The sequence below is a fragment of the Fuscovulum sp. genome (assembly GCA_035192965.1).
GTDB lineage: Bacteria > Pseudomonadota > Alphaproteobacteria > Rhodobacterales > Rhodobacteraceae > Paragemmobacter.
In genome coordinates, this window is sequence record CP136571.1 from 2,315,375 (window position 1) to 2,332,282 (window position 16,908).

15 protein-coding genes and 1 pseudogene are annotated in these 16,908 nt (G+C 63.5%); 5 read left to right on the plus strand and 11 right to left on the minus strand.

Annotated features, from left to right (window positions below; translation table 11 throughout):
• Positions 1–60 precede the first annotated feature (60 nt).
• The 3 genes and pseudogenes from prfA (at position 61) to RSE12_11400 (ending at position 2,845) form a co-directional block, all read left to right on the plus strand.
• The gene (prfA, locus tag RSE12_11390) at positions 61–1,116 is read left to right on the plus strand and encodes a peptide chain release factor 1 (GenBank protein WRH61004.1); all 1,056 of its coding nucleotides are present in this window, start codon (positions 61–63) and stop codon (positions 1,114–1,116) included.
• A complete protein-coding gene (gene prmC, locus RSE12_11395) occupies positions 1,113–1,967 on the plus strand; it encodes a peptide chain release factor N(5)-glutamine methyltransferase (GenBank protein WRH61005.1) in 855 nt (284 codons plus the stop codon). Before prfA ends, prmC begins: the two co-directional genes overlap by 4 nt.
• 251 nt (positions 1,968–2,218) lie before the next feature.
• Positions 2,219–2,845 (plus strand): annotated as a pseudogene (locus RSE12_11400) (DUF4167 domain-containing protein).
• A gap of 512 nt (positions 2,846–3,357) precedes the next feature.
• On the opposite strand, the gene rsmA reads toward RSE12_11400, so the two are convergent.
• The 7 genes from rsmA to RSE12_11435 are packed head-to-tail and all read right to left on the minus strand — an operon-like array spanning position 3,358 to position 10,995.
• Positions 3,358–4,197: a 16S rRNA (adenine(1518)-N(6)/adenine(1519)-N(6))-dimethyltransferase RsmA gene (rsmA, locus tag RSE12_11405; protein ID WRH61006.1), complete on the minus strand. Its 840-nt coding sequence runs from the start codon at positions 4,195–4,197 to the stop codon at positions 3,358–3,360.
• Positions 4,198–4,244: 47 nt separating this feature from the next.
• Positions 4,245–5,225, minus strand: a complete 981-nt coding sequence (gene pdxA / locus RSE12_11410) for a 4-hydroxythreonine-4-phosphate dehydrogenase PdxA (protein WRH61007.1) — start codon at positions 5,223–5,225, stop codon at positions 4,245–4,247.
• On the minus strand, positions 5,222–6,526 hold the full coding sequence (locus RSE12_11415; protein WRH61008.1) for a peptidylprolyl isomerase: 1,305 nt from the start codon (positions 6,524–6,526) through the stop codon (positions 5,222–5,224). The genes pdxA and RSE12_11415 overlap by 4 nt, the downstream gene beginning before the upstream one ends.
• A gap of 46 nt (positions 6,527–6,572) precedes the next feature.
• Positions 6,573–8,777, minus strand: a complete 2,205-nt coding sequence (gene lptD / locus RSE12_11420; protein ID WRH61009.1) for an LPS assembly protein LptD — start codon at positions 8,775–8,777, stop codon at positions 6,573–6,575.
• 1 nt (position 8,778) lies between these two features.
• On the minus strand, positions 8,779–9,876 hold the full coding sequence (gene lptG / locus RSE12_11425) for an LPS export ABC transporter permease LptG (GenBank protein ID WRH61010.1): 1,098 nt from the start codon (positions 9,874–9,876) through the stop codon (positions 8,779–8,781).
• The gene (locus tag RSE12_11430) at positions 9,873–10,382 is read right to left on the minus strand and encodes an LptF/LptG family permease (GenBank protein ID WRH61011.1); all 510 of its coding nucleotides are present in this window, start codon (positions 10,380–10,382) and stop codon (positions 9,873–9,875) included. The genes lptG and RSE12_11430 overlap by 4 nt, the downstream gene beginning before the upstream one ends.
• Positions 10,348–10,995: an LptF/LptG family permease gene (locus RSE12_11435; protein ID WRH61012.1), complete on the minus strand. Its 648-nt coding sequence runs from the start codon at positions 10,993–10,995 to the stop codon at positions 10,348–10,350. The genes RSE12_11430 and RSE12_11435 overlap by 35 nt, the downstream gene beginning before the upstream one ends.
• A gap of 157 nt (positions 10,996–11,152) precedes the next feature.
• On the opposite strand from RSE12_11435, the gene RSE12_11440 reads away from it, so the two are divergent.
• Both RSE12_11440 and RSE12_11445 read left to right on the plus strand, forming a co-directional pair.
• Entirely contained in the window at positions 11,153–12,625 is a 1,473-nt protein-coding gene (locus RSE12_11440) for a leucyl aminopeptidase (protein ID WRH61013.1), read from the plus strand.
• Positions 12,626–12,632: 7 nt separating this feature from the next.
• Complete coding sequence (locus tag RSE12_11445; protein WRH61014.1) at positions 12,633–13,091, plus strand: DNA polymerase III subunit chi; 459 nt, start codon at positions 12,633–12,635, stop codon at positions 13,089–13,091.
• A 16-nt stretch (positions 13,092–13,107) separates the two neighbouring features.
• On the opposite strand, the gene RSE12_11450 is transcribed toward RSE12_11445, so the two are convergent.
• The 4 genes from RSE12_11450 to RSE12_11465 form a co-directional block, all read right to left on the minus strand.
• The gene (locus RSE12_11450) at positions 13,108–13,683 is read right to left on the minus strand and encodes a TIGR02281 family clan AA aspartic protease (protein WRH61015.1); all 576 of its coding nucleotides are present in this window, start codon (positions 13,681–13,683) and stop codon (positions 13,108–13,110) included.
• Between the two features lie 56 nt (positions 13,684–13,739).
• Positions 13,740–14,357 (minus strand): MarC family protein, encoded by a 618-nt coding sequence (locus RSE12_11455; GenBank protein ID WRH61016.1) that lies wholly within the window; start codon positions 14,355–14,357, stop codon positions 13,740–13,742.
• A gap of 80 nt (positions 14,358–14,437) precedes the next feature.
• The gene (locus RSE12_11460) at positions 14,438–14,824 is read right to left on the minus strand and encodes a DUF2267 domain-containing protein (protein ID WRH61017.1); all 387 of its coding nucleotides are present in this window, start codon (positions 14,822–14,824) and stop codon (positions 14,438–14,440) included.
• Positions 14,825–14,899: 75 nt separating this feature from the next.
• The gene (locus tag RSE12_11465) at positions 14,900–16,753 is read right to left on the minus strand and encodes an ABC-F family ATP-binding cassette domain-containing protein (GenBank protein ID WRH61018.1); all 1,854 of its coding nucleotides are present in this window, start codon (positions 16,751–16,753) and stop codon (positions 14,900–14,902) included.
• Positions 16,754–16,908 lie beyond the last annotated feature (155 nt).

Consider the following 16,908-nt stretch of genomic DNA (forward strand, 5'->3'; position numbering starts at 1 on the left):
AAATACCCAAGCGACCTGCCCCCCCTTGACCGGCTGGGCTGAACGCGCCACAGAACCCGCATGGTTCCCTTGGACAAACTTGCCCAGATCACCCAGCGTTTCGAGTATCTCGAAGCGCGTCTGAACGCGGGTGCCGAACCATCGGATATCGCCAAAATCTCGCGTGAATACAGCGACCTGCGCCCCGTCGCCGATCAGATCGCCGCCTATCGCCGCGCACTCGATGATCTGGCCGAGGCCGAGGCGATGCTGTCAGACCCCGAAATGAAAGCATTGGCCGAGGATGAAATCCCCCGCCTGCGCGCCCTGATCCCCGAATTTGAACACCAGCTGCGCCTCGCCCTGCTGCCCAAGGATGCCGCCGATGCGCGCCCCGCAATCCTTGAAATCCGCCCCGGCACCGGGGGCGATGAGGCCGCACTTTTCGCGGCTGACCTGCTCAAGATGTATCAGCGCTATGCCGAACGGCAGGGCTGGCGGTTCGACATCCTCGAACAACAACTCTCTGATCTGGGCGGCATCAAGGAACTGACCGCCCATGTGCAGGGTGAAGGCGTCTTTGCGAAACTGAAATTCGAATCCGGCGTGCACCGCGTGCAGCGTGTTCCGGAAACCGAAGCCGGTGGCCGCATTCACACCTCTGCCGCCACCGTGGCCGTGCTGCCCGAAGCAGAAGAGGTGGATATCGACATCCCCGCCTCTGACATCCGCATTGATACGATGCGCGCCAGCGGGGCAGGTGGGCAGCATGTCAACACCACCGACTCGGCGGTCCGCATAACCCATATCCCGACTGGGATCATCGTCACCTCATCGGAAAAGTCCCAGCATCAGAACCGTGCCATCGCCATGCAGGTGCTGCGGGCTCGGCTGTTCGAGATGGAACGCGAACGGCAGGCCAATGACCGCGCTGCAGACCGCAAGGCGCAGGTCGGCTCTGGCGACCGATCTGAGCGCATCCGCACCTACAACTTCCCCCAAGGGCGCCTGACCGATCACCGCATCAACCTGACGCTCTACGCTCTGCCGCAGATCATGGCGGGCGATCTGGACGGGGTGGTCAACGCCCTTGTGGCCCATGATCAGGCCGAAAAACTGGCCGAGATGGAAGGATGACCGGGGCCGAGGCGCTGCGCGGCGCCATCCCCCGCCTAGCCGCCGCAGGCGTCCCCGATGCCCCCCGCGATGCGCGTGTGTTGCTGGCCCATGCCACCGGAATTGCGCCTGACAGGCTCACCCTGCATCTGTCCGATCCCCTGATTGAAGCTGCCGTTCAGGCGTTTGAGGTTGCCATCACCCGACGCGCCGCCCGCGAACCGGTCAGCCATATCACCGGCCAGCGCCTGTTCTGGGGCCGCAGTTTCCGGGTCACGCCCGACACGCTCGATCCCCGCCCGGAAACGGAAATCCTTGTTCAGGCTGCACTGGCGGAACCCTTTACCCGGATGCTGGATCTTGGCACCGGGACAGGCTGCATCCTGCTATCTTGCCTTGCAGACAGGCCGCAAGCGCGGGGTATGGGCACCGACATCCATCCCGCCACCTTGGCCGTGGCTGCCGCGAATGCGCAGACCCACGGCCTTTCCGCGCGGGCCGAATTTGGTCTGTCCGATTGGCTTACCGCCGTTTCCGGCCAGTTTGATCTGATCGTCTCCAACCCCCCCTATATCGCCGAAACAGAGATGCCCGCCCTGTCGCCCGAGGTGCAGCGCGAACCGCATCGCGCGCTCACGCCGGGGGGGGATGGGTTGGATGCCTATCGCGCCATCGCCCGCGACGCGCCGGCGCATCTGCGCCCGCAGGGGCGGCTCATGGTGGAAATCGGTCCCACACAAGGTGCTGTTGTCAGCGCCCTTTTCGCCGCACAGGGCCTGACGGATATCCGCATCCTGCCCGATCTTGATGGCCGTGACCGCGTGGTCATCGCACACCAGCCCAGTGCAGCGGCCAAGGCCACCCCCGCCTGACCTGCGGGAAATCCGCCACATTCCGCCTCAACAGCGGGGCTTTTGCCGCCCATCCCGCCGTGCGCTGCGCGAATCCCCTTGTCTTCATGCCCGGAGAGTGGTTATTCGAACCTCAGGTGATGGGGCAGGGCGCAGGTCCCCCCGCGCCGGAACTGCCTGACAGTTTGATGCGCCTTGGGATGCCCCCATATGGGAACCCGTGACCCAAAGGCGCTTCGCAGAAAGCCAGGTCATCTGGACCAAAGGACAAGATGAGATCTTCCAAGTCCCGCTCGCGCTCAAAGGCGAACCGCCCGCGCACCCTCGGCAACATCATAAACCGCGTCTTCGACAGCTCCGGCCCCGAAGGCAAGGTGCGTGGCACGCCGCAACAGATCATCGAGAAGTATCAGCTTCTCGCCCGTGACGCACAGCTGTCGAATGACCGCGTCGCAGCGGAAAACTTCCTGCAACACGCCGAGCATTACACCCGCCTCCTTGGCGAGGCGATGCGCGAGATGGCCGCCGAACAGGAAGAGCGTCAGCGCAACCAGCAGAACAACCCGCAGCAGGGTGGTCAGCAGGGCGGTGGCCAATATGGAAACCAGAACGGAGGCCAAAACGGCAACCAGAACGGCAACCAGCAGAATGGTTATCAGGGCGGCGGCCAGCAGAACGGCAATGGCAACCGTGACCGCGACGGCAATCAGGGCTACAACCGTGACGGCAACCGCGACAATCGCGATGGCAACCGCGATCAGCCCTGGCGTGACCGTCAGGATCGCGGCGAGTACCGCGACTATCGCAATACGGATGAAGCGGCCCCGTCGGGCGCTGCGGTGATCGAACTGGGCGAAGGCGGTGACACCAATCTGGTGGAAACTCCTGAAGCGCGCCCGTTCCAGCCCCGCCGTGATGACCGCGGCGACCGTCCGGATCAAGGCAACCGCCAAGATCGCGGTGACCGCCAGAACAATGATCGCCAGAACAACGACCGTCAAAATAACGACCGCCAGAACAACGACCGTCAAGGCGGCGAGCGTCAGGGCGGCGAACGCCCGGCTGGTGACCGTCAGGATCGTAACAACCGGGGCGATTTCCGCCGGGACCGCGAAAACCGTCGTGACCAGCAGCCGCAGACCGTGACCGATGCCGCCCCTGTGGCAGCCCCTGTTGCCGTTGCCCCGGTCGCTGCCGCTCCGGCCCCCGCCGCACCGAAAGCGCCGAAGCAGCCAGCCGTCGTGGCACCTGCGCCGGAAGCGGCTGAGGCCCCGAAAAAGACCCGCGCACCGCGCAAGCCAAAGGCAGAGAAGGACAATTCCGGTTCTGATCCGGCTGCGGCTGCGGAATAAGGCGTTAACCGCCCATTAATCATTTGAAACAGAAGGCCGGGGTCAAACCCGGCCTTTTTTCATGCCTTGATAAGCCTCGCCAAGGCGCAGAACTGCTCCAGCGAAATTTCCTCGGCGCGCTGCGTCGGCACGATCCCCGCCGCCTCCAGCTTGGCCTCGATATCGGCCCCCAAACCCTTCAGCGATGACCGCAGCATCTTGCGCCGCTGGTTGAAGGCCATGGCCGTGATCCGGCTTAGGACCGCGCCATCGGCCGGAAAGCGCGGCTCGGCCAGCCGCGTGATATGCACCACTGCCGAATGTACCTTGGGTGCGGGGGTGAACGCTTCGGGCGGAAGATGCATCACGATCTTCGCCTCGGCCCGCCATTGCACCAAAAGCGCCAAACGCCCGTAATGATCGGTCCGGGGTTTGGCCACGATCCGCTCGGCCACTTCCTTTTGGAACATCAGCGTCAGGCTCTCCCAAAACGGTGGCCAGACAGCCGGTGTCAGCCAGCGGATCAGCAATTCCGTGCCCACATTATAGGGCAGGTTCGCGACCACCCGAACCGGCGGTGTCAGATGCGCCAGAACATCCACCTCCAGCGCGTCGCCGTTGATCACCTCCAGCCGACCGGGATAAACCGCCCCCACCTCGGCCAGCGGCGCCATGCAGCGGGGATCCTTTTCCACCGCCAGCACCCGCCGCGCGCCTTCGGCCAGCAACCCGCGCGTCAGCCCGCCGGGGCCCGGCCCCACCTCCAGCACATCACAACCGGACAGATCCCCCGCCTGCCGTGCGATCTTGGCGGTCAGGTTCAGATCGAGCAGGAAATTCTGCCCCAACTGCTTTTTCGCCACCAGATCATGTGCGCGGATCACCTCGCGCAGCGGCGGAAGCCCGTCAATCGTCGCCATGCCTGACCCGCCTTTTCATCTTGGCTCAAATACCCAAATCCGGCAGATCACGCCCCGCGCGCCGCCGCCATCTGTTGCGCCATCCGCAGCGCCGCCACAAGGCTGGTCGCGCTGGCAATGCCTTTGCCTGCTATGTCATAGGCGGTGCCATGGTCGGGCGACGTGCGGATAAAGGGCAGGCCCAGCGTCACATTCACCCCGCCGTCGAAATCCACTGTCTTGATCGGGATCAGCGCCTGATCGTGATACATGCACACGGCCACGTCATAGCGCGCCCGCGCGACCTTGTGAAACATCGTGTCTGGCGGCATCGGTCCGCGCAGATCAAACCCCTCTGCCGCCATTCTGGCGATCAGCGGGCCGATCCATTGCGTCTCCTCCCACCCCATCGCGCCGCCTTCGCCGGCATGGGGATTCAAGCCCGCCACCGCGATACGGGGCCGCGCAATGCCGAAATCCCGCCGCAGCCCGGCATCGGTGATGCGGATGGTGTCTTCCAGCAAATCCGGCGTCAGAACGCACGGCACGTCGGCCAACGCGATGTGGATAGTCGCAGGCACCACCCGCAATTCCGGGCAGGCCAGCATCATCACCACACGGCTGACACCGCCCAAGTGCGCCAGATATTCGGTATGTCCCGGAAAGGCGAAACCCGCCCCGTCCTTTAGCACCTTCTTGTTGATCGGCAGGGTGCAGATTGCCGACGCTTGGCCCTGCTGCACCAAACCCACCGCCCGCGCGATCACGTCGATGATGCCTTGCGCATTTGCCGGGTCCGGCTGCCCCGGTGTGGCGGGTCGGGGGAAACTGTGCGCCAGAACGGGCAGGGATGCCGCAGGAACCGACGCCGCCTGACCGGGATCGTCAATCACGGAAAAGACCGCACCCACCGGCATATGCGCCGGATCGCCGATCCAGAAGAACGGCAAGTCTGCCCCCAGCATCGCCCGCGCCTTCAGGGCAATCTCGGCCCCGATCCCGGCAGGATCGCCACAGCTCAGCGCAATCGGCAACAAGGACGCGCTCACCGCTCCTCGATGATCGCTTCTGACCGCAGCTCTTCCATGAAGCCCTCGGCCAGGGCGGTCAGCTGCTGGTTGCCCAACTGGTTGCGCACAGCCTCGCGGTCGACCAGGGGCTTGTCCTCGGCTGCGGCCTCGCCCTCGGCTGCGTCGCTTTCGGCGGTGGTCACCGGAATTTCGGCGGCATTCGGGTCGGCCTCGGGGATACCGGTCCGCAGGCACAGCATCAGCAATTCGTTATAGGTGCCGCGCCCCCGCAGCACGCTTTCGCCCGGGTCCAACTTGGCCAGCTCCAGCGCGATATCCTGCGGCACGGAACCCATCATCTGTTTGGTCACCCGCAACTGTTCGGCCGGCAGACCACGCGCGAGCGGGTAAAGATCGCCGCAATCATCCGTCTGCTGGCGCACCACAGCCGGATCAAGGTTCGGCGGCAGGGCAAACTGAGCATATTCCACCTCGACCTGCGCGGGCATGGCGCTTTCCAGATCGCTGATGCCGTTCAATTGGAACAACACCACCGCCTGTGGAACCACGATCGGATCGGACACTTCGCCGGGCGACAGCGTCAGCACCTGCTGGGCGATGGCCGGGGGAAGATTGCTGATCGGAACCCAATCCAACCGCCCGCCGCGCCCCGCGGAAGGGGCCGCCGAAAACTGCCGCGCGGCAGAGGCAAAGCCCGCCTCGGAACCACTTTCCGCCTTGATCGCGCGGGCCTGATCCAGCACGGGCGAGATGTCTTCGCCCTGCACCGGAATGATCAGTTCCGAAAGCAGAACCTGCACCTGTGGGGTCTTGGCGTTCTCGGCCAGGGCCCGGTCGATCTGGGCGTCGGAAATGCGGATCTGCGACGCGAATTTCGTGCGCACCACATCGCGCCACAACAGACCGTTGGCCACGAAATCGCGGAAGGTTTCGGGGGCCACGCCCTCTTGTCCCAGCGCTTCGGTGAATTGCTCGGCCGTCAGGTTGGCACGGGCGGCGAATTCTTCCATCCCCTGCTTCACCTGTTCGTCGGTGACGGAAATGTCCATATCTTCGGCCGCTTGCGCGCCAAGCCTGTCGCGCATCAGCGCGTCCAGCGCTTCCTTTTCCGGATCGCCGGGCGCGCGCAGGGCGCGCAGGAACAGCATCCGCTGTTCCATTTCGAAATTGGTCACGGTCTGGCCGTTGATCACCATGCGGGGCGCGAACAGCCCGCCCTCTTGTGCCGGGGCCATGCCTGCCCCCACCGCCAGAAGCGATACCCCCAGAAGCGCTGCCCTCATGGTCTGTGCCGCCTTGTTCCGCGAACGATCCGTCATTCCCGTATCCCGTATCCTGCCTTGCCCCGTGACTTGCCCTGTACAGTCATCGTCTGCACATGCGCGCCGGTCCTGCCTCGGTTCCGCCGCCAAAGCCAAGCAATTCGACCGATAGATCGACCGTCGTGCCTGGCCGCACAGTAGTGGATGACGTGAACCGACGCGAGAGAGAAAGATCAACCAGCAAACACTCGTTCTTGAAGCTCACGCCGAAATCGGCGCTGCGATAGCTGTCCGCCTCGAAATCATAGCGGCCCGATGCCGTGGCCTGCCAGCCGGGGCTGATCTGATAACCGCCCCCGAGCACAAGGTCCGAGACGCGGCTGGGTCGGGACTCGGCCAGATCGGCGATGGACCAGATATAGCCGGTGTTGAACCACACCTCTGGGCTGCCATATTCGGCCAGCACCTCGCCTCGCGTGACCGACAGGTCATCATCGGTGATCACCCGCCCGGCAAAGTTCAGGCCGTTCTCAGTTTCTGCTGTCACCGCCAACAGCCAATCCGAGGTGCTGCCGCTGAGCCCGGATGCGGCGGAAAAGCCCGCCGCGGGCGCATCGCGGAAGACACGGCCCGCCGTCACGCCGATCGTCCAACCTGCGGGATCGATCCGCGTCCAGCTGACACCCAGATTGGCGCGCAGACCGGTTTCCACCACATCGGTGCCGGGAAAACGGTTCAGCGAAAACAGATTGGATTCATCGAATTCCACAAGGCGGCTGTCCTCATTCGGGATCAAGGCCCCGTCATCATCGGACCAGACAAGCTGTGCCACGGGTTCAATGACCTGCGCCACGCCATCCGCCCCAGCCCGAACCCAAGGCCACCGGAACTCGACCGCGCCCGCGCCGTAAATCCGCGACCGGCTGCCGCCATAGGTGGCATCGTCGGATATGTTGAACGTATCCAGCCGCACATCGCCAAGGGCGGCAAGCACGACGCCATTCGTCGTCACCCAATCCTTGCGCCAATCCGCGCCGATGGACAGGCGCTGCATGTCTGACCCTTCGGAAATGTCATCAGAGTCCGCACCATCCAACGGGTTCGACGATTGCCGCGTGTGGGTGTGTGACCCAAAACGCAACGCCCCTTCGCCCCCCAACGCGCCAAGCTGGAAGCGCTGGATATAGGTGGAATCCGTCACCAGATAGGGGGTGGCTGACGGAAAATCGCCCGCGCGCAGCGTATCGAAATTGATGATCCGAGCGGCGATGTATTCATCGCGGCGGACTCGGTCCACTTGGATCGTGTTGGTCAGACGGTCCGTGCTACTGATGCCATAATCGGCCAGATAGGCATCATCGCTGACCGCCTCGCCATGGAAGGCCAGACGATAGCCGCGCGGCAGCCGGAAGACACCATCCGCCACCACATAGCCGCGCGTGTTCCCGGGCTGGATGTCATCCCGTGCCACGGTGCCGGATATGGCGATATTGCCTGTCTCGAACGCTTGCCGATACCTGATCTCAAGCGCCTTGGCGCCATTTGTCGTCAAGGTCGGCGAGAAGGTCAGGTCGCGCGATGGGCCGATGGCCACGAAGTAGGGCAGGGTGATGCCGGTTCCCAGATCGGTCCGGTTGGTGAACTTGGGCATCAGAAAGCCAGTACTGCGGTCCAGTGTCGGATCAGGAATACGCAGGCGCGGGATATACAGCAGCGGGACGCCCGCCACGCGCAACTGGGCATGGTCAAAGTAAATCTGCTGCGCTGTCTGATCGTGCAGCACGCGTCGGGCGCGAATCTCCCATAAGGGCGTTGTGCTGCCCGCGCAGACCTTGCAGCTAGAGGCCACGGCATTGTCCAGTTGCAGGTAACGCCCCTCGCTGCGCACCATTTGCGCCGCCGCCATCTGCAATTGCTGGTTCAGCACGACACGCGCGCTTTGCAGGATGCCTTCGGTCAGGTCCGATGACAGATCGGCCTGCGCGGCAACGATGACAGTCGACCCGTCTTCATCCGTCAGGCGGATCGGGCCTTCGATGCGCAACTGATCGGTGCTTTGGTCAAAGACGATACGTTCCGCCGTCATACGGCGGCCCTGATAGAACACCTCGACCGATCCTTCAGCGATCAGCCGGGAATCCGCCGCAATTTCCAGCCGGTCCGCGATCAGCGTCGCGGCTTCCTGCGCCATCAGTCCGCCCGGTGAGGCCGACCCGAGCAAGGCCGCAACCGACAGCGCCAGCGCAAGCGGACGCAGGGCCGCAAAACGGCGCGGCTTTCGGCGGCGGAAATCAGGGCCACGGGCCATGTCAGCCATCCTCCAGATGCAGAAGAAGGCCAAGCGCCATCATCGTGGCGGCCACGGGCGGCGCCCAGGCGGCCAGTGCCACCGGAATCTGCCCGTTCTCACCCAGAACCTGCGCGAAGTTGCGCAGGAAAAAGATTGCAAACCCGCTGAGCACGGCGAACAGCACAAGCGTGCCTGTCTTGCCAAAGCGCGCATGCCGCATCGTGAACCCCGCCGCCACCAGCACCATCGCCGCCAGCAACAGGGGCTGTGCCAGTTCCATCTGGAACCACACCTGATGGGCGCGGGCCGAAAATCCCGCCCGTTCCAACCCAGCGATGTAGGAGGGCAGCGACCAGAAGGGGATGGCAGAGGGCGATCCGAAACTGTCGCGAATGCCTTCGCGCGTCAGGTCAGAAGGCAGGGTGCTGCCATCGGCCAACCGGGTTGAGCTTTGTTCCGGGTTGCGCGCCGTCAGATCCCAGCGCTTTGCCCCCTCCAACACCCAGGCCCCCGGTTCCAGCCGCGCGACGTTCGCTTCGATCCGCGCGGCGGGCAAGCCTTCGGCATCCAGCAGCAGAAAACTGACGCCGTAAAGCTCTGTGCCATCCTGATTGGTGCGGGCGGCCTGAATGACGGTCTGACCGTTGCCATCGCCCTGGCGCAGCCAAAGGCCGTTCTCTGATACCGACATCGCGCTTGATCCGCCGCGGGCAAGATCGGCTTGCGCATTGTCATAAAGCCGGGTGGTGGCTGCGACAAACGGGTTCAGCACGGCGACCGCGACCAGCCCGCTGATCAGTGCGGTTACCACCGGCGCGATCAGGAAGCGCAGGCCTGACCGGCCTGCCGCCCGGACCACGACGAGTTCGCTGGACCGGGCCAGTGCCATGAACAGCGAAATCGCGGCCAGTACCACGATCAGCGGCAGGATACGGTACAGGCTTTCAGGCACGTTCAGCGCAGCCAGATGCAGGGCCGAGATCAGGCCCGCATCGCTCTGGTTCAGTCGCCGCAACTGGTCGATCGTGTCGATCAGCAGCATGATCCCGAAGAAGACCCCCAGCACCACCAGGAAAGACCCCAGAAACCGGCGCGCGATGTAAAGGCTAAGCGTCATGCCAAGGCCCTTCGCACATGCCGGGGGCGCTGCGCCAGATGCAACAGCAACGCCGCAATCCCAAGCCCGGCCAGCGGGGCCACATAGACCGCCGGCCACAGCCGTGCATCCTTCAGCGCCATGGCAGAGCCGGTCGTGTTGAGAAGCTGCAAGAAGATCAGGATACCTACCGCGCCAAGGATCTGCCGCCACAGGCCAAACCTGCTGAAGGCGCCGATCAGAAGGGTGGAAAAGCCAACCATCGCCGCTGCCGCGCTGAGGAACGGCTGCGCCAGCCTTGTATGCACCTCTTGCAGGATGGTCGCGCGTTCCGCACCCGTGCGGGTCTGCAATTCCTGCGGATCGGCGGAAAGAAGCTGAACCGTGGTCAGGTAATCGGGCGGAACCGTCGTCTGCGTCCGGTCGGCCAGCATGCCGGACAGATCATAGGTCACATCGGCAAAGCGCGTGACGGACAGGCTTTGCCGATCGTCACGGGTCAACGTCTGGGCGATGCCGTCGAACATCAGAAGCGTCGGCCCGTTTTCCCCCGCGCGCCAGCAGGGCGCGGCGGGCGGTGTAGGTGGTTCGCTCGGCGGCATTACGCTCATCCGACAGGAAGAGGTCCCGCAATTCGCCCTGCTGGGTGATGTCGCGGATGTAAAGCGTCACCCCCGTGGCGGGATGCATGAACTGCCCTTCGGTCAGATAGCGGGCGGTCACATTCTCGGCCAAGGCCGCCTCGCGATCGGACAGCATGGCCCCGCTCCAGGGCACCAGCACGTTCATCAGCAGCAGGTGCAGCGCGGTGACGATGGCCCCGAAGTACAGAACCGGGCGCGCAAGGCGAAAGCCGGAAAAACCGGTGGCCTGCATCACCACCAACTCGCTTTCCTGTGTCAGCCGGTTGGTCACATAAACCGTTGCGGCAAAGGCCGCGATGGGCAGAACCAGACGGATCACATTGGGCAACATCAACAGCGAGAATTCTAGGAAGACCAGCGCAGAATGGCCGTCGCCGATAAGCCGGTCAAACAGCCCAACGGCCCGGTTGACCCAATAGACAGACACAAGAATTAGGGCAAAGAAGCCAAACAGCGCAACAAGTTGCGACAGCAGATATCTGTCGAATTTTGACACGCTGACTGCATCCCCGGTTCTAGCCTTTTGGTGAATCTAACGGAAATCCCCGGCGGGGAAAACTCATATCTGGTCAATCCGGGGCGGGGCGGGTAGCGTTTTGCCAATCTCTGCGCCGCCGCTGATCGGCAGGCGCTTTCCGTCAAGGATTTCCCGCATGACACACCCCGTTCCGATCCATTTCCGCCCTGTCGATCTTGACGCCCTGCCGCGCATCACCGGGCGGATCGTGGCCTTTGCGGATGGGCCGAACGCGCTGAGCCCGGCCATCCGCCGGCTGGACAAGCTGACTCGCGGGGCAGTGACGCGGCTGTTGAACAATGAAGCCTTCGATCGGCTGAAACCGGGTGAAACGGTCGAACTGGCCTGGCCGTCGGGCCTGCTGGCCGATGCCTTGCAGATCGTGCGCCTGCCCAAGCGGACCGAGATTGCAAATGCCCGCAAGGCAGGCGGCGCGATCGGGCGCGCGCTGACGCCGGCAGGCACAACCGTTCTTGCCGAAAACCATGCGCTGGCGGCCGAGATTGCCTTTGGCGTCGCGATGCGGGCCTATGATTTCACCGCCCACAAGACGGGCGAGCGCAAGGTGCCCGGACATGTGGCCTTCATGGTTTCCAACCCCGAGGCGGTGGCCGCGGCCGCCGCGCCGGGGGCTGCGGTGGCGGAAGGCGTCTTCTTCACCCGCGATCTGGTGAATGAACCCGCCAACATCCTGACCACTTATGATTTTGCCGCGCGGCTGGCCGCGATGCAGGAACTGGGGCTGGATGTCGAAATCCTTGAAGAAGAGGAACTGTCCAAACTGGGCATGGGCGCGCTGTTGGGCGTGGGGCAGGGATCGGAAAGCCCGTCCAAGGTTGTGGTCATGCAATGGCATGGCGGCGAAAAGGGCGCGGCCCCCTTTGCGCTGGTGGGCAAGGGGGTGGTGTTCGACACAGGCGGCATCTCGATCAAGCCTGCCGGTGGCATGGAAGACATGACGATGGATATGGGCGGCGCGGGCGTCGTGGCGGGCGTGATGCGCACATTGGCGCTGCGCAAGGCCAAAGCCAATGTCGTGGGTCTGGTCGGGCTGGTGGAAAACATGCCCGACGGGCGCGCGCAGCGACCGGGTGACGTCGTCAAGACGATGAAGGGCGACACGGTCGAGGTGATCAACACCGATGCCGAAGGCCGCCTCGTTCTGGCCGATGTGCTGTGGTATGCGCAGGAACGGTTCAAGCCCGTGGGGATGATCGATCTTGCCACCCTGACCGGGGCCATCATCATCGCCTTGGGCCATGAAAACACGGGCGTTTTTTCCAACAACGATGATCTGTGCAATGCCTTCCTAAAGGCCGCCAAGGCCGAGGGTGAGGGCGCGTGGCGGATGCCCATGGGCGATGCCTATGATGCCAAGCTGAAATCCCGCATCGCCGACATGATGAATGTGGGCGGGCGCGATGGCGGTTCGATCACGGCGGCGCAATTCCTGCAACGCTTTGTGAAATCCGAAATCCCGTGGTGCCATCTGGATATCGCAGGCACCGCGCTGCTGAAATCTGACAGCACGCTTGCGCCGAAGGGGGCGACGGGATGGGGTGTCATGGCGTTGGATCGTCTGATCCGCGACAAGTTCGAGGCGAAGTGACCCTGCCATGGGCGTGGTGATGTTCTATCACCTGACGCGCTCCTCGGTTGAGGAGACGCTGCTGATGCTGCTGCCACGCGCTGTGGCACAGGGCTGGCGCGTGATGCTGCGTGGCACCGATCCGGCGGCGCTGGAGCGGCTGGATGCCCAGTTGTGGACGGCGGAAAGCCAGCCATTTCTGCCGCATGGCATGGCGGGCGGGCCGCACGATGCCGATCAGCCGGTGCTGATCGGGCAGGGGGCGATTGCCAATGATGCCAAGGGGTTGTTCTTGATCGACGGGGCCGCGACCACGCCCGATGAGGCGCGTCCGCTGGAACGGGTCTGGCTGTTGTTTGATGGCAATGACGGAGCGCAACTGACCGATGCACGGGCCAAGTGGAAGGCGCTGACCGAAGCGGGATTAGCGGCGCAATACTGGTCAGAGGAAAGTGGGCGGTGGGAGAAGAAGGCGGAAAAGGGTTAGCGAACGGTTAACGCCCCTACCGCCGCAGGATCATCCTGTCTTCAGCAATTTCAACGCGGTAGAGCGACAGATATTCCATTCCCAGAAGGGAATCCGACATATCGCCCTGATTGACCCATGCGGCGAAGTCGCTGTCCTGATAGGGGCCAAGCGTGACGCTGGGCAGTTCAACCCGCGCCGTGCGGACCGTGCCATTGGCCGTTTGCGCCGTGCCGATATAGACCAATGCCCCGGGGTCGATCCCGATACGGCGGGCATCGCGATCCGACAGCACCATGCTGGTGGCCCCTGTATCGGCCAGAAATTGCACCGGCGTGCCGTTGATATCCAGCGTCAGGTAGTAATGGCCGTCCTCTGCCCGCGGCACTTCGATAGAACCGGCTTCGGATATCATCTGCTGGGGGGCGATGTCCGTGCGCAGATCGTTCCACAGCCCATAGCCAGCCATCACTCCGATGAAGATCAGGCCCCAGGCAGCGACGGTGCGCAACGCCTCGCCCATGCGTTTGCGATATTCGACGATCACCCAGCCACCGACGGCCGCAAGCAGCAGGACGAGATAGAGCAGACGGCCAGTGGTTTCCGAATCCATGAAGTTTTTCCTGTTTCCTTGCAGGATATGGGGGGCGCGTGCGGGCAGGGGAAGGGTCAGCCGATCAGTCCGGTGCCTTTGACACCGTCGATGACGAACTGCACCGATAGCGCCGCCAGCAACATGCCCAGAAGCCGAGTGATAACGATGGTGCCCGTGCGGCCCAGAAGCCGTTCCAGCGGCGGCGAGGCCAGAAGAAACAGGAAGGTGGTCGCCAGAACCAGCGCCATCAGGCCCAGCACCGAGATCGTGCCGGACCAGCCCGGTGCTTCACCCACCAGAAGGATCATGGTGGCAATCGCCCCCGGCCCGGCGATCAGGGGAATCGCAAGGGGGAAGACAGAAGGATCGTGGTCGGCTTCGGTCTTCTGTCCCTCGCGCCGCTGCGTGCGGCGTTCGAACAGCATGTCGAGCGCAGTCAAGAACAGCAGGATGCCGCCCGCGATGCGGAAGGCAGGCATGGTGATTCCGACAAAGAAAAGGATCGATTCCCCCGCAAGCCCGAATAGCAACAGCAGGCCGCAGGCAATCAGGCAGGCCCGCAGAGCCAGACGGCGGCGGTGTTCGGGTGTCATACCTTGCGTCAGCGCGATGAACAGCGGCACCAGACCGGGCGGATCGATCACCACGAACAGTGTCGCAAAGGCTGTGATGAGGAAGGCGGTTTCGGGCAAGGGCGACCTCCGGTTTTGGGCAGCCTATGGGTGCTGAAGGTTTCTGGCCAGTGAATCCGGCGCGCTTTGTGCGGTGTAGATCAGACGATGCGGGGCCCAAGACTGGCCGGATCAATCCCGGGGGTTGACCAGAACTCGGCGGCAAAGGGCGGCAGTCGGGACAGCACGCGGTCCAGGTCTTCGCGCAGGACCGCGCGGCGCAGGGCATAGGCGGTGGCGGCGACGCAATTCTCTGGCGCGATGTTGTGATGGCGGCGCAGGGCGCGGGCTTCGGCAGTCCAATCCGCGCGGGTGCCGGGTGGGGCGGGCGGATCGGACAGGTTCCAGTCGGCGATGAAAAGCGCCCGCAGGACCGATGGCAGGACTTGCGCAAAATCAATGACTTGCTGCGGTGTCAGGCGATGGCGAAAGGCACGCAGCACGCCTTCAACGGCGGTGAAGGTGCTGTGGTCCGTGGGCGTATCCATCGCGTATTGTGCATCTGCCAAGAACGCCTGCCATTCCCGGGTTGCCTGCCGATAGGTCCAGGGCATCGGCATGGTCTACGCAGCCTCGGCCTGCTCCAGCCGGTCTTGCGCCGAAAGCCAGAGCGCCTCGGCCTTGTCCAGCGCCTCCATCACCTCGGCGTATTTGCGGTTCCAGGTTTCCAATTCGCCTATGCGCGAGGATTCATAGAGTTCGGGATCGGCCAGCTTCTTAGCCAGCTTGTCACGCATGTCGTTGATCTTGGCGAGACGGTCTTCGCATTTGCGCACCTCAGCACGCAGTGCGAGGATTTCGTCACGGCTGGCTTTCTTTGGTTTTTCAACGGGTTTCGCGGCGACTTTCACCTCTTCGTCACCCGCTAGAAGCATCCGGCGATAGGCTTCCAGATCCTCATTATAGGGCGTGACGGCCCCGCCTTTGACCAGCCAGAGCCGATCGGCCACCAGCGAAAGAAGGTGCATGTCATGGCTGACAAGGATCACCGCGCCGGAGTATTCGGTCAGCGCTTCAACCAGCGCCTCGCGGCTTTCCATATCAAGGTGGTTGGTCGGTTCATCGAGGATCAAGAGATGAGGCGCGTCAATGGTGGCCAGCAGAAGCGACAGCCGCGCCTTTTGCCCGCCTGACAGGCGGCCGACCTGCGTTTCGGCCTGATCGGCCATCAGGCCGAATCCAGCCAGCCGCGCGCGCAGGCGGGGTTGGCCTTCATCAGGGCGCAGGCGTTGGATGTGTTGCAGCGGCGTTTCGTCGATGTGCAGCTCATCCACCTGATGCTGCGCAAAGTAACCGATCCTTAGCTTGGACGAGCGCGTGAAACGCCCCTCAAGCGCGGTAAGTTTTCCCGCCAACAGCTTGGAAAGCGTGGACTTTCCCTCACCATTCCGTCCCAGCAGGGCGATGCGGTCGTCTTGGTCGATCCTTAACGAAAGCTTCTTTAGGACGGGCGGGCCGCCATAGCCCACAGCGGCGCCTTCCATGTTGATGATGGGCGGCGACAATTCCTCGGGCGCCGGGAAAGTAAAGACCACACGCTTGGCATCTTCGGGCGCGGTGATCGGCGTCATTTTCTCCAGCATCTTCACGCGGGATTGCGCCTGTACGGCCTTGGACGCTTTTGCCTTGAACCGGTCAACGAAGGATTGCAGATGCGCGCGCCGCGCCTCTTGCTTCTTTGCCTCGGCCTGCAAGACGGCGCGGCGTTCGGCCATCTGCCTTGCGAACTGGTCGTAAGGGCCTGTCCAATATGTCAATTTCCGCTGATCCAGGTGCAGGATGCCCTGCACAGCGCGGTTCAGAAGGCCACGGTCATGGCTGATGATGATGACAGTATGGGGATACTTCTGAAGATAAGCCTCAAGCCAGAGCGCGCCTTCAAGATCGAGGTAGTTGGTCGGTTCGTCGAGCAGCAGCAGATCCGGCTGGGAAAACAGTACGCCCGCCAGCGCTACCCGCATCCGCCACCCGCCGGAAAAGGCCGAACAGGGCATGAGTTGCTGATCCGCGTCGAAGCCTAACCCCTTGAGAATGCTGGAGGCGCGGCCTTCAGCCGACCAGGCGTCGATATCGGCCAGGCGGGCCTGAATTTCGGCGATGCGGTGGGGGTCGGTGGCGGTGTGGGATTCGGCCAGCAAAGCGGCGCGTTCGGTATCGGCCTGAAGCACGGTATCGAGCAGCGAGGTTTCAGACGAAGGCACCTCTTGCGCCACACCGCCGATGCGGGCGCGCGAGGGCAGGGTGATCGACCCGCCTTCAAGCGCAAGTTCGCCGCGTATCAGCCTGAAAAGCGTGGTTTTTCCCGTGCCATTGCGGCCCACGAGGCCGACCTTGTGGCCGGTGGGAATGGTGGCGGAGGCTGCCTCCAAAAGGGGGCGGCCTTCGACGGAATAGGTGATGGCGTCAATGCGTAACATGGCGCAGGGCTTGCCCTATGGGCGGCGCGGCGTCAACGGCGGCTGTGAATTGGGCGTGCAGCGCGTGGTGCAGATGGTGGTGCAGACAGGCGTATGCACGCAGCGCACCTGTGTTTAACGCTTTGGCCACGTTCAGGATCGGCGGCGGCTTTTCA

Excerpts from the sequence above, each read along its gene's own strand:
- prfA (WRH61004.1), top strand. The coding sequence starts at position 61 with ATGGTTCCCTTGGACAAACTTGCCCAGATCACCCAGCGTTTCGAGTAT.
- prmC (WRH61005.1), top strand. The coding sequence starts at position 1,113 with ATGACCGGGGCCGAGGCGCTGCGCGGCGCCATCCCCCGCCTAGCCGCC.
- rsmA (WRH61006.1), bottom strand. The coding sequence starts at position 4,197 with ATGGCGACGATTGACGGGCTTCCGCCGCTGCGCGAGGTGATCCGCGCA.
- RSE12_11415 (WRH61008.1), bottom strand. The coding sequence starts at position 6,526 with ATGACGGATCGTTCGCGGAACAAGGCGGCACAGACCATGAGGGCAGCG.
- lptD (WRH61009.1), bottom strand. The coding sequence starts at position 8,777 with ATGGCCCGTGGCCCTGATTTCCGCCGCCGAAAGCCGCGCCGTTTTGCG.
- lptG (WRH61010.1), bottom strand. The coding sequence starts at position 9,876 with ATGACGCTTAGCCTTTACATCGCGCGCCGGTTTCTGGGGTCTTTCCTG.
- RSE12_11430 (WRH61011.1), bottom strand. The coding sequence starts at position 10,382 with ATGTTCGACGGCATCGCCCAGACGTTGACCCGTGACGATCGGCAAAGC.
- RSE12_11440 (WRH61013.1), top strand. The coding sequence starts at position 11,153 with ATGACACACCCCGTTCCGATCCATTTCCGCCCTGTCGATCTTGACGCC.
- RSE12_11445 (WRH61014.1), top strand. The coding sequence starts at position 12,633 with ATGGGCGTGGTGATGTTCTATCACCTGACGCGCTCCTCGGTTGAGGAG.
- RSE12_11450 (WRH61015.1), bottom strand. The coding sequence starts at position 13,683 with ATGGATTCGGAAACCACTGGCCGTCTGCTCTATCTCGTCCTGCTGCTT.
- RSE12_11460 (WRH61017.1), bottom strand. The coding sequence starts at position 14,824 with ATGGATACGCCCACGGACCACAGCACCTTCACCGCCGTTGAAGGCGTG.
- RSE12_11465 (WRH61018.1), bottom strand. The coding sequence starts at position 16,753 with ATGTTACGCATTGACGCCATCACCTATTCCGTCGAAGGCCGCCCCCTT.